The sequence below is a fragment of the Sphingopyxis sp. 113P3 genome, assembly GCF_001278035.1.
In the GTDB taxonomy this organism is placed as follows: Bacteria; Pseudomonadota; Alphaproteobacteria; order Sphingomonadales; family Sphingomonadaceae; genus Sphingopyxis.
This window is the reverse complement of the sequence record NZ_CP009452.1, coordinates 2,623,209-2,634,609: the sequence shown is the minus strand read 5'-3', so window position 1 is coordinate 2,634,609 and position 11,401 is coordinate 2,623,209. Positions and strand designations below refer to the sequence as shown.

Here is an 11,401-nt window from a genome sequence, read left to right as displayed (position 1 = left end):
AGAAGATGCGAATGGCCTGGGTCAATCAGGACAAATGCGCGATCGTCGGTATCGGGGCGACTGACTATTACGTGCGCGGCAAAAGCTGGCCGCGCACGATCAACGACATGGCTGCGGAGGCGATCATGAACGCCTGCGCCGACGCCGGGATCAGCCACAAGCAGATCGATGGCTTCTCCTATTATTCAACCGCCGGTGCGGGATATCTCGACAAGTTCGATACCGCGAGTCTCATGGAAACACTTGGAATGCCCCACATCAGCTGGTCGGCGACGCTGACCAGCGGCGGCGGCGGCTGCCCCGGCGCGATCGGACTTGCGACGGCGGGGCTCATGAACGAGGATTGCACCTATTCGGTCACGCTGATGGCGCTCCAGCAGCTGCCGCAGCACCGCCTTGGCGTCGTCTTCGGGGCGGCGGCGCCGAGCCCTGAGAACAGCTTCCTCCAGCCTTCGGGGCTCGTCGGCCCCGGTCATTTGATGTCGGTGCTCGCGCGGCGTCACATGCATCTTTATGGCACGACCCAGGACGCCTTTGGCGAAGTCGTCATGGCGACGCGCGCCAATACGCACAATCGGCCCAAGGCCGTCCGCAAGGAGCCTCTCACCAAGGAGCAATATGATGCTTCGGTGATGCTTGCCGACCCCCTGCGGCGCCTCGACTTCTGCCTCGAAACCGATGGGGCGGTCGCGGTGATCACGACGACGATGGACCGCGCGAAGGATTGCCGCCACAAGCCCGCGGTGGTGCACGCTGTGGCGCATGGCGGCCAGCGTGAATGGGGAAGGGCCTTTGCCTGGATGGGAATGCCCGATCCGCATTTTGCAAGTTCGGGCCACAAGTTCACCGCCGACCGGATCTGGGCCCAATCGGGGCTCTCGGCGAAGGACATGGACGTCGCCTTGCTCTACGATCATTTCAGCCCGATGGTACTCATGCAGCTGGAGGATTACGGATTCTGCGAGAAGGGCGAGGGCAATGATTATGTGCTCTCGGGCAAGCTGCGCTACGATCCGACGACCGGCAAGGGGGTGGGCGGCGGCATTCCGGTGAACACCCACGGCGGGAACCTCAACGAAGCCTATATCATCGGCATGACGCATATCGTCGAAGGCGTCGAGCAGGTCCGAGGCACCGCAATCAACCAGGTCAGGGACGCAGAATTCGCCCTCGTATCGGGCGGCCCGGCCTCACTGCCCGTCTCCAGCCTCATCCTGCGCAAGGACTGATCGACATGACCTATGGCCCCGCCCGTGCGCTTCCCGGCGACCAGATCCGGATTACAACCAACCCTGACACCGAGCCCTTCTGGCAAGCAGCGAAAGAGCATCGGCTCACGGCCTGCCAGTGCGGCGATTGCGGCCATTTCCGTATGCCGCCCACCGCGGTGTGCCCCGAATGCGGAAGCCGCGCCAAGAACTGGCCGACGCTTCCCGGCACGGGGACGGTCTTCAGCTTCGCGATCTGCAACAAGAACCCGAAGAATGGTGAGGACTATGTCTATGTCCCCGTCGTGGTCGACATCGACGGCGCGCCAGGCACCCGGCTCAATGCCAATCTTTCGGGGTGCAATGCCGAAGATGTTCATATCGGGATGAAGGTGAGTGTCGACTGGACCCCGATCCAGGATGGCTGGGTCCTCCCCAACTTCAAGGCCTGAACGATGCTCGGCGACCTTCGCATCGTCGAAATAGGAGAGGGCATGGCGGTCCAGGTGGCGGGGCTGATGCTCTCCGAACTCGGCGCCGACGTGTTGAAGATCGAGCGGCCGGGGGGCGATCCTGCGCGCGGTACCGCGCCTTTTGCGAACTGGAACCGGGGCAAACGAAGCCTCGTCCTCGATCTCGATACGCCCGAAGGGCTCGCCTTGCTGGAGGAGCGTCTCGCCGGAGCCGACGCCTTGCTCCACCAGTTCACGCCGTCGCGCGCCAGGGCGCTTGGCCTCGACGATGCGAACCTTGCCGCACGTCACCCGCATCTCGTCGTCACCGCGATCACCGGCTCGCCCGCAAACCACCCCGATGTCGAGCGCAGCGACGACGAGCTGCTCGTCGCCGCGCGCGTGGGGGCCATGTACGAGAATGACGGGCACCGAGGCGGGCCGATCGTCTATCGCTACCGTCAGGGCAGCTGGTCGGCCGCGCATCTTGCCGCGGCGGGGTTGCTCGCCCGCCTCGTGATGCGCCTTCAGAGCGGGCGCGGCGGCCCTGCCCATACCTCGATCTTCCAGGGTTTCCTCGCCACGCTTCCGCTCGTCTGGGCGCGCAACAGCGAAGGGCCGATGCCCAATCCGGTGACCTATCCGCCCGATAAGCCGCGCGCGATCGCGCAGCAATTGTTCCAGTGCGCCGACGGCGACTGGTTGCAGATCATGGATCCGACCCGCCAGTTCGATTATGCGACCATGCCGACGATGTGGGAGGTCCTGGCCGAAGCCGACATCGATCTTGAAACCGAGGAAGGCCAGGCCGAAGCCTTCAGGCGCAGGCCGCTGGCCAGCTGGCTCGCCGATCTTCGCGCCGCCGACATCGCCGCTGAACCGGCTTTTCCGATGGGCGAAGTGCTCCGGCACGAGGACGTCGAGGCGAACGGCTATGTCATCGAAGTCGACGATCCCGAGTTCGGCAAGACGCGCCAACCGAACACGCCTTTCCACAGCGATGCCGACTTGCCGCAGGGCCGTCCTGCACCCCGTCTCGGCGAAGGCGGTGACACAGGATGGCCGGCAAGGCCTGCGCCCGAGAAGGCACACCCGCCGTCGGAAGTGCTCGAAGGCGTCCGCGTTCTCGATCTCGGCATGTTTCTCGCGGGGCCGATGGGGCCTTCCATGATGGGCGACATGGGCGCCGACGTCGTCAAGGTCGAGGCGCTGACGGGCGACCGCATCCGGTTCATGCATCGCTATTATCAGGCGGCGGCGCGTTCGAAGCGGAGCCTCGCGATCGACCTCACAAGGCCGGAAGCGCGGCCAATTCTCGAACGGCTGATCCAATGGGCGGAAATCGTTCATCACAATATGCGCTTCAAGGGCGCTGCCAAACTGGGCCTCAGTGAAGAGGCCATCCGCGCTGCCAAGCCCGATGTCGCGTTCAACTATGCCAGCGCCTATGGCCAGCGCGGCCAGCGCGGCAATTGGCCGGGTTACGACTCGATCTTCAACGCGATTGCCGGCTGGGAGTTCGAGAATGCGGGTGAAGGCAATCGCCCGGTCTTCAATCGTCCAGGAACAATGGACGTTGCAACCGCGCAGAGCTGCCTCGTTGAATTGATGGCCTCGCTCTATGCCCGGCGCACCACAGGCCGGGGCTACACCACCCAGACTTCGCTCCTCGGTCTCGCCGCCTTCACCCAGGGCGAGCGGCTTATCGGCCCTGATGGCGAGCTCACCGACACCTATCATCTCACCAGCGACCAGACGGGCTTTTCGCCTTATCACCGCATCTACGAATGCGCCGACGGCGCGTGGGTCGCGGTCGCGGCGCATAAGGCGGATCAGCGGGCGGCATTGCGAGATCTGCTCGGCGAGGATTTCGAGAGGGGTGCCAAGACCCGCAAGGCGCCCGACCTGCTCGCGGCGCTCGAAGCTGCAGGAGTTCCTGCCGATGCAGTCAATTACGAGGACGCGATGCATCGCTTCTTCGACGATCCGAAGAACCGCGATCTCAATCTGGTCTCGGTTCTGCCGCAGCCGCTCTACGGCATGGTCGAACAGCCGGGCGCCTTTTGGAACTTCGGAGATACACCATTGGTCTTCAAGCGCTGCTGCCCGGCTGTTGGCGAGCATAGCGACGAAATCCTGCGCGAAATCGGCTATTCCGATGCCGAGATCGCCGCCTTTCGCGAAGCGAAGATCATCGCATGAGTGCGCTCGACCTTCTGCCCTTGGGACTCGGAGCGGCCGTGGAAGCCGCGAGCGGCGCGACGATCACGGAGGTTCGGCCCCGCGGCGGCGGCGGTGCTTCGCGCGAGGGCGCCGAACTCGATCTTGCCTGGCCTGGCGGGCGGACCGCCAGCGCCTATATGAATTATGATGTGCACAAGGCGGGGGCAGGCGACGACGCGGCCTTTCTACGCGAGGCCAGTATCCTTCGTGCGCTCTCGGGCCCGCTTGCCGACGCGGGCGTGCGTGTTGCTCCCTTTTTTGCTTCGGTTCCCGACCAGCGGGCGCTGGTCTGCGGCCTCGTTTCGGGAAGGGATCGCTTCGGCGCCATCACCGACCCCGCGCAGCGCGATCGGCTCGCCGCCGATTTCATGGCGCAGCTTGCTGCGCTCCACCGCATCGACGTGGCAGCGACCCCGGTCGAGGGCATGGGCCCGGTCGAACCTTCGCGTTTGTTCATCGAGCGGCGCATCGCCGCGCTCCGGCGGGGGAACAGCGAAAGAAGCTGGGATCCGCTCATCCATTTGTCGCTGAATTGGCTTGAGGCGAATATTCCCGCAAATTTGCCTCCTCCGGTCATCGTCCATGGCGATGCAGGGCCGGGCAATTTCCTGTTCGACGAGGAACGGGTGACCGCTATGCTCGACTGGGAGCTCGTTCATTATGGCGACCCCATGGCGGATCTTGCGATGCTTGCGATCCGCATGCTGTTCCAGGACTTCGTCCCGCTTCCGCAAGCCTTTTCCGCCTATGAAGCTGCTGGCGGGCACCGCGTTGATCTCGCCCGCCTGCGCTATTGGCGCGTGCTGTTCCAGACAGGCTTTGCACGTCGCTCGCGTCTCGATGATCCCGCCGCGCCGCCGCCGCCCAACCTCGGCATGAACATGGTCTATTCGACGATCCATCGCCGCGTGCTCTCAGAGGCGCTGGCGGAGGCGGCAGGAATTACACTGCCGCCCGTTGCGCTGCCCGATGCCCCGCTCGGCGCGCGCGATCGCAGTTTTGCCATCGCGCTCGACGATATACGCGACGTGATCGTCCCGCGAATGGCCGATCAGCAGGCGTCCGTGAAGGCAAAAGGCATGGCCCGTCTCATAAAATGGTGGCGCGCGATCGAGCGTTTCGAGCCGGGCTTCCAGCACGCTGAAAAGGCTGAGATCGAGGCCGTGCTGGGTCGGACCTTCGATAATTACCAGGCAGCATGGGCCGCTTACTGCGAGGCCGCGGCGGCTGGTACGATCAGCGCCGAGGCGGCGATCATCCTCTGCCATGCGCATGTGACGCGCGAGGCGGCGCTGATGGCCGATGCGATGGGCGGCCTTGCCCGGACGAAATTCGCACCGCTGCAATAATTCAGGAAGGGTTGAGGGACATGCCGAAGGATATTCTGGGCTACAAGGACAAGCGCGTCGTCGTCATGGGCTGTTTTTCCGGCACCGGCGAGGCCTGCGCTCGTACGCTCGTCGAGCTTGGCGCCGAAGTGCACGGAGCCGACATCAAGCCGTCGCCGGTGAAGCTTGCAAGCTTCACCGAGGTCGACCTCAAGAACCCTGACGCCATTCTAGCGGGTATCGCCAAGATCGGGGGCAAGGTCGACGCGGTCTTCAATGTTTCGGGCTTGCCGCAGACCTTTCCGGGCGAAGATGTCGTGACGGTCAATTTTCTCGGTATTCGCGCGTGGACCGAGGGCTGGATCCCGCACCTCAATTCCGGCGCTGCGATCGTCTCGGTCTCCTCGCTCGGCGGCATGAAATGGCTGACGCGCCAGCCGCTGCTTCGGGAATTCATCGCGATCGAGGATTTTGCCGAAGCGCGCCAATGGTATCTCGACCGGGCCAAGGAGGTGGGAGACCCCTATAGCCTTGCAAAGGAAGCGATCAATACGTGGACGCAGGTTCGGGCGCCTGATCTCATTTCACGCGATATCCGTATCAACTGCACGATGCCGAGCCCGATCGACACGCCGATGCTCGGCGAGTTCCGCAAGGTCGCAGGCGACGCGGTGCTTGGCGCCTTTGCCAAGGCCAAGGGGCGCTATTCGACGGCTGCCGAACAGGCGCTTCCGCTGATCCTGCTCAACAGCGATGCGGCGAGCTTCATCAGCGGCGTTTGCCTGCCAGTCGACGCAGGTCTTGCAGGCGGCCTCGCGACGGGCGTGCTCGACCTTCAGAAGATGATCGCCGAAGCGGCAGCGTGATGCGTCAGTCGCGCGCGCCCAGCATCATGACGATATTGTGCGCCGCCGCCGCTTTCAGATCCGCGAAGCCGACGCCGTCGCTATGATAGCTCATCGGGCCGATGGCGGAGAGGCGTTCGAGCATCATCAGCAAGGTGCCGGCGCAGGAGCGCGGCGAAAGATGCTCTGGAACACGACCTGCCGCTTGCGCGCGCTCGACTTGCCGGCTGAGCGCGTCCATCATCGGCTTCGCCTGCGTCATCCGGGCATGATAGAAGCGCGTGTCCCCCTCTTCGGCGGCAAGGTTGCGCACGATGTAGATCGTGCGGTGCCGATTCCAAAGCGCGGTATAGCATTCGACGAAGGCGAGGGCCGCCGCTGCGGCGCCCGGCGCCAGCCAATCACGATTGACGATGGTCTCAAGTTCGGGCGAGGTCAGATCGGCATTTTCGAGCGCGGCAAGGACAACCTCCGGAACGCCCTTGAAGTAAACGTAGAAGGTGGCCGGCGAGGTTTGCGCAGCGCGCGCAACGTCAACAACCGATACGTCACGCAGACCGTGCGTCTCGAGCAGGGCGACCGTTGCGTCGATCAGTTGCTGGCGCGTCCGCTGGCCCTTAGCGCCGAGCTTGCGCCTATGTCCTTCAGCGACACGCGGCGCCTCGCTGATGACCTGTTGCTGCGTCAAATATCTGTTCCTCGCCCGAAATCTTGCTGCCACCTTAGCAGCAGGGTTGCGGCATGGCAAAAAGTTGACGTATCGTCAAAAACGGCCCGCGTTGATCAGGGACAATAGGAGTTGGGGATGGAGAGGCTGACGGGTAGGGTCGCTGTCGTGACAGGCGCTTCCAAAGGAATGGGCCGCCATTTCGTCGCAGCCCTTACCAGGGCAGGAGCGCGGGTCGCCTGCCTCGCGCGGCCATCGGACGAGCTCGACAGCCTCGCCGCCGAGTTCGGCAATGCCGTCTTGCCAATTGCATGTGACGTGGCCTCATCGGAGGCCGTGAACGCCGCGATCGCGCAAACGGCGGAGCATTTCGGGCGCATCGACGCCGTGATCGCCAACGCAGCCATTTTCCACCCCTTCGCCTTCGAAGCGGGGAGCGACGACATCATCCGCAGCCATGTCGAAATCAACGTCCTTGGCGTTTGCTGGCTGGTTCGGGCCGCCATTCCGCATCTGCGCGCTACCAAGGGACAGGTCGTCGCAATCAGCAGCGAGTCGGTAAACATGCCCTTCCCGATGCTTGCGCTTTACGCGGCGACCAAGGCTGCGGTGGAAACGCTCTGCCACGGCCTTCGCGATGAACTGCGAAGCGAGGATATTCGCTTCACCGTGCTGCGGTCGGGTTCTGTCAAGGGCGGCTCGGGTGGCAAGAGCTGGTCTGAGGAAACCATCTCCGCCTTTTACAAGAAGATCGTGGAGACGGGCCATGCGGCCATGACGGGCGAGGGCGCAACGCCGGAATCGATGGCAAAGGCGCTGATTTCGGTCATGGATCTGCCGCCCGACATCGGTGTCGACCTCATCGAAGTTCGCGCTGCGCAGGTTGGCATGCCCGAGGGCGCCAAATCGGTTGCGACCTAGGTGCTCGCGCGCCGCAACCTCCCGTTCGTCATCGGCGCGCTGTGGACCGCCGAGGTCACCGGGTCGTTCGAAACCGCGATGGTTCTTGCTGCACTTAAAAGGCTTATCGAGGATTTCGGCGATCCCGCGATGGTTGGATGGCTGATTACGGGCTATCTTATTGTCGGCGCGGCGGTCGCTGCGATCATCGGCCGGCTCGGCGATCTATTCGGGCGGCGGCAGGTGCTCGTCGTGGTGCTGCTGATCGGCGCCGCCGGCTCGATGATCAGTGCGGTTTCGAGCAATTTTGCCATCCTCCTCGCCGGCCGGCTGATGCAGGGCGTAACGGGCGCTATCTTGCCGCTTTGTATCGGGCTCATTCACGAGACCGCGGGCAAAGAGCGCGCTCCGATGGCGATTGGCCTTATGATATCGGGCGCTTCGGTGGGCACTGCCGCCGGCCTGGTGCTCGGCGGCATGATCGTCGATCGCTTCAGCTGGCACGGCGTCTTTTTCGCAAGTGCAGGGCTCTGCGCCGTCTCGGCCCTTGCGATCCGGATCCTGATTCCCCGCTCGCCGCGTCATCCCCCGAGCGAGCCGGTCGATTGGGTATCCGGTCTCGCCTTCGCGCCGGGTGTAATCCTCCTTCTTGCCTATTTCTCGGTGGGCAAAAGCTGGGGATGGACGAGCCCGTGGGCGCTGGCATCGTTTGGCGCCGGCGCGCTGCTGGTCGTCTGGTGGTGGCGCGCAAGTCTTGCGAGCCCCAATCCGCTGATCGCGGTGCGCAGTTTTTCGGATCGCACCATCGCCATTGGCAGCGCTGTCACTGCGCTGGTTGCGATGAGCGCGCTTCAGATCACCGTCTTCTTCTCGCTCGTCATGCAGGCGCCGCTGTGGACAGTTGCCGGCCTTGGCTTCAGTGCGACGCTTGCGGGCCTCGCGAAGCTGCCCTCGAATGTCAGTTCGGTTTTCGCTGGGCCGCTGGGCGGCTGGCTCGCTGCCCGCGGCGGCGGGCGCTTTGCGATGGTGGCAGGCGGAATTCTGACCGTCGCGGGTTGGCTGATCTGGTTCATCGTCGATATCGACAGCTTTCCGAAAATCGTCGCACAGCTCATCATCATCAGCTTCGGCACGACAATGCTCTTCTCGGTCGCGCCGACGATCATTGCGCAGGCCTCACCGCCTGAACGGATCAGCGAGATTTCGGGGCTGGTCTCGGTCATTCGCGGCCTGTTCATGGGTATCGGGGCCCAAATGGTGACGACGCTGCTCGCCGTCGACGTCGTTCGCCGCGGCGCCGAGATTTATCCCTCAGCCTTCGCCTACGATCTTGCAGTCGCGGCGATAGCAGGAGTTTGCTCGCTCGCGGTGCTCACGGCTCTGGCTTTGCCCAAGGGGATCGCCTCGACGCCAGGCGACGGGTTTGCGGGCAGGGGAGGCTGATATGGAATCGCTCGATCTCTCCGGCAAACTCGCGGTGGTGACGGGCGGTGGGCGCGGCTTTGGCAGGGCGTTCGGCGAGGCGCTCGCCGAGCGGGGAGCGCGGGTCGCTCTCCTCGACATCGACGAAAGCGCCGTGCGCGGTGCTGCCGCAAAGATCGGGGCAAGGGCGGCACCCTTTCATGCCGATGTCGCGGTCGAGGATGCGGTGACAAGGGCCATGGACGACGTCGCGGCCCGCCACGGCGGCATCGACATATTGATCAATAACGCCGGCATTCATTCGGCCGAGGCGAATGAATTCATCGGCAAGCTTGGGACCGAGCGCACGCGCCGGATGTTCGACGTCAATGTCTGGGGCGTCATCCACTGCACGCTCGCGGCGCGGCCCCATATGGCGGGGCGTGATGGGGCCTCAATCGTCAACATTGCTTCAATGGCCGCCTATGGCTCACAAAAGGCCTATGGCGTCACCAAGCTTGCGGTGCGCGGCCTCACCGTCTCCTTTGCCCATGAGCTTGCGCCCGACGGCATCCGCGTCAACGCGATCGCGCCCGGCCTGATTTTGACCGACACGATCCGCGCCGAATTGCCGCAGCCTTTGGTCGACCATGTAAAGAAAATGCAGATACTCGAGCGCGAGGGCGAGGTGAGGGACATTGTGGGGGCCATGCTGTGGCTGGTGTCGCCTTCATCCAGTTTTGTGACCGGCGAAACGCTCCGCGTCAGCGGCGGCGCGACGCTCCAGATATGATTGAGAGGATATGAGACCGCTTCCCGAACTTACGCCCGAAAATGCCGCTTTCTGGACCGGCGGCGCCGAGGGCAAGCTGATGATCGCCTTCTGCAGCGACTGCGAGAAGGCGATCCACCCGCCGCAACTCATCTGCCCGGCATGCTGGTCGCAAAGCATTGCATTCAAGCCGGTGGCCGGAACGGGCACGGTGTACAGCTATACGGTCAACTACCAGCAATGGATGCCCGACATGCCCGTACCCTTTGCGCTCGCGGTCGTCGATGTCGATGGTGCGCCCGGCGTCCGGGTTACAGCAGAAGTGGTCAACACCGATCCGGAGGAGGTCGCCATCGGTCAGAAAATGAAGGTTTCGTTCGTCAACAGCGACGATGTCTGGTTCCCCCGGTGGGAGCCTGACCAATGAGCCTCGCAGCGGCGATCACGGGTGTCGGCATGTCCGACATCGGACGAAAGACGAACCGTCCTGCAATCCTCCATCTCGCCGAAGCTGCGCGCCGGGCGCTCGAATGTGCAGGGCTCACCAGCGACGATATCGATGGGATCTCGACCTATCCGGGCAAGGCAGACAATTCGCCTGGCATGTCGCCGCTGGGAACCGGTGAAGTCCGCAACGCGCTGGGGCTCAAGACGCGTTGGCACAGCGCGGTCCCCGATGGTCCGTCGCAAATGGGCCCGATTCAGGTGGCCGCAATGGCGGCTGCGACGGGCCAGGCTCGCCATATTCTCTGTTTCCGCGCGCTCACCGAAAGCAGTTCGCAGACCGCAACGCGCCGCGCCAGTATTCCGGGCGCAGGGCGGGCGCGGCTCGGCGGCTGGTACAGTTATCTCGTGCCAGCCAACGCCATGTCGGCGTCGAACTGGGCGGGTTGGATGGCGATGCGCTATTTCCACGAGTTCGGCATGACGCGCGAGCATCTCGGCCTTGTCGCCACTGGTCAGCGCGCTTTTGCGCAAGACAATCCCACGGCCATCATGACGTCGCCGCTCACGATGGAGGATTATCTTGGCGCGCGCATGATCTCATCGCCGCTCGGCCTCTTCGATTGCGACGTGCCGATCGACGGCGCCTGCGTGGTGATCGTCTCGGCGGCCGATGCCGCGAAGGACTGTGCCAGGCCGCCGCTGACCATCGAGGCGATGGGGTCGGCACTCGGGTCGCAGGAGACATGGGATCAGCGCGCGGACCTCACCACGATGGGCGCGCACGACAGCGCCGCCCATATGTGGTCGCGCACCGACTTCAAGCCGTCCGATGTTGACGTGCTCGGGCTCTACGACGGCTTCAGCATTTTCGTGCCGCTGTGGCTCGAGGCGATGGGGTTTTGCGGTCATGGCGAGGCCAAGGATTTCATTGCAGAGGGAAACATTGGGCCCGGCGGGCGCTTTCCGGTCAATACCGGGGGCGGCCAATTGTCGGGCGGTCGCCTCCATGGCTTTGGTCTGTTGCACGAGGTCTGCACGCAGCTCTGGGGCGATGCCGGCGCTCGTCAGATCGAGGGCGCGCGGGTCGGTGCGTGCGGGATGGGGGGTGGCTTTATTGCAGGCTCAATGCTGCTTCGTCGCGGATAAGCCGGAAAGCCC

The 11,401-nt window shown here is 64.0% G+C and carries 11 protein-coding genes; 10 read left to right on the top strand and 1 reads right to left on the bottom strand.

All coding sequences use genetic code 11. The features are described 5' to 3' along the window. The first annotated feature begins 11 nt into the window (after window positions 1–11). The 5 genes from LH20_RS12870 to LH20_RS12850 are packed head-to-tail and all read left to right on the top strand — an operon-like array spanning window position 12 to window position 6,077. Window positions 12–1,229, top strand: a complete 1,218-nt coding sequence (locus LH20_RS12870; RefSeq protein ID WP_053554544.1) for a thiolase C-terminal domain-containing protein — start codon at window positions 12–14, stop codon at window positions 1,227–1,229. A 5-nt stretch (window positions 1,230–1,234) separates the two neighbouring features. Beyond that, the gene (locus LH20_RS12865; RefSeq protein WP_053554543.1) at window positions 1,235–1,660 is read left to right on the top strand and encodes a Zn-ribbon domain-containing OB-fold protein; all 426 of its coding nucleotides are present in this window, start codon (window positions 1,235–1,237) and stop codon (window positions 1,658–1,660) included. A gap of 3 nt (window positions 1,661–1,663) precedes the next feature. Beyond that, on the top strand, window positions 1,664–3,862 hold the full coding sequence (locus LH20_RS12860; protein WP_053554542.1) for a CaiB/BaiF CoA-transferase family protein: 2,199 nt from the start codon (window positions 1,664–1,666) through the stop codon (window positions 3,860–3,862). Continuing rightward, the gene (locus tag LH20_RS12855; RefSeq protein WP_053554541.1) at window positions 3,859–5,232 is read left to right on the top strand and encodes a phosphotransferase family protein; all 1,374 of its coding nucleotides are present in this window, start codon (window positions 3,859–3,861) and stop codon (window positions 5,230–5,232) included. The genes LH20_RS12860 and LH20_RS12855 overlap by 4 nt, the downstream gene beginning before the upstream one ends. A 20-nt stretch (window positions 5,233–5,252) precedes the next feature. After that, window positions 5,253–6,077 carry a coniferyl-alcohol dehydrogenase gene (locus LH20_RS12850; protein WP_053554540.1) on the top strand — a complete coding sequence of 275 codons (825 nt, stop codon included), beginning with the start codon at window positions 5,253–5,255 and terminating at the stop codon, window positions 6,075–6,077. Window positions 6,078–6,081: 4 nt separating this feature from the next. Here the strand turns inward: LH20_RS12850 and LH20_RS12845 are convergent, their stop codons facing one another. Further along, window positions 6,082–6,744, bottom strand: coding sequence for a TetR family transcriptional regulator (locus tag LH20_RS12845; protein ID WP_053554539.1), 663 nt, complete (start codon window positions 6,742–6,744; stop codon window positions 6,082–6,084). A gap of 117 nt (window positions 6,745–6,861) precedes the next feature. Here LH20_RS12845 and LH20_RS12840 point away from each other — a divergent pair, with 117 nt between their 5' ends. From LH20_RS12840 to LH20_RS12820, 5 genes are read left to right on the top strand one after another with little or no spacing between them, the layout of a single operon-like run. Beyond that, complete coding sequence (locus LH20_RS12840) at window positions 6,862–7,644, top strand: SDR family oxidoreductase (protein WP_083455401.1); 783 nt, start codon at window positions 6,862–6,864, stop codon at window positions 7,642–7,644. After that, window positions 7,645–9,066: an MFS transporter gene (locus LH20_RS12835; RefSeq protein WP_053554537.1), complete on the top strand. Its 1,422-nt coding sequence runs from the start codon at window positions 7,645–7,647 to the stop codon at window positions 9,064–9,066. Between the two features lies 1 nt (window position 9,067). Further along, entirely contained in the window at window positions 9,068–9,817 is a 750-nt protein-coding gene (locus LH20_RS12830) for an SDR family NAD(P)-dependent oxidoreductase (protein ID WP_053554536.1), read from the top strand. 10 nt (window positions 9,818–9,827) lie between these two features. Next, window positions 9,828–10,223, top strand: coding sequence for a Zn-ribbon domain-containing OB-fold protein (locus LH20_RS12825; RefSeq protein ID WP_053554535.1), 396 nt, complete (start codon window positions 9,828–9,830; stop codon window positions 10,221–10,223). Beyond that, window positions 10,220–11,389: a thiolase family protein gene (locus tag LH20_RS12820; protein WP_053554534.1), complete on the top strand. Its 1,170-nt coding sequence runs from the start codon at window positions 10,220–10,222 to the stop codon at window positions 11,387–11,389. The genes LH20_RS12825 and LH20_RS12820 overlap by 4 nt, the downstream gene beginning before the upstream one ends. Window positions 11,390–11,401: the final 12 nt, after the last annotated feature.

Excerpts from the sequence above, each read along its gene's own strand:
- LH20_RS12870 (WP_053554544.1), top strand. The coding sequence starts at position 12 with ATGGCCTGGGTCAATCAGGACAAATGCGCGATCGTCGGTATCGGGGCG.
- LH20_RS12865 (WP_053554543.1), top strand. The coding sequence starts at position 1,235 with ATGACCTATGGCCCCGCCCGTGCGCTTCCCGGCGACCAGATCCGGATT.
- LH20_RS12860 (WP_053554542.1), top strand. The coding sequence starts at position 1,664 with ATGCTCGGCGACCTTCGCATCGTCGAAATAGGAGAGGGCATGGCGGTC.
- LH20_RS12855 (WP_053554541.1), top strand. The coding sequence starts at position 3,859 with ATGAGTGCGCTCGACCTTCTGCCCTTGGGACTCGGAGCGGCCGTGGAA.
- LH20_RS12850 (WP_053554540.1), top strand. The coding sequence starts at position 5,253 with ATGCCGAAGGATATTCTGGGCTACAAGGACAAGCGCGTCGTCGTCATG.
- LH20_RS12840 (WP_083455401.1), top strand. The coding sequence starts at position 6,862 with ATGGAGAGGCTGACGGGTAGGGTCGCTGTCGTGACAGGCGCTTCCAAA.
- LH20_RS12830 (WP_053554536.1), top strand. The coding sequence starts at position 9,068 with ATGGAATCGCTCGATCTCTCCGGCAAACTCGCGGTGGTGACGGGCGGT.
- LH20_RS12825 (WP_053554535.1), top strand. The coding sequence starts at position 9,828 with ATGAGACCGCTTCCCGAACTTACGCCCGAAAATGCCGCTTTCTGGACC.
- LH20_RS12820 (WP_053554534.1), top strand. The coding sequence starts at position 10,220 with ATGAGCCTCGCAGCGGCGATCACGGGTGTCGGCATGTCCGACATCGGA.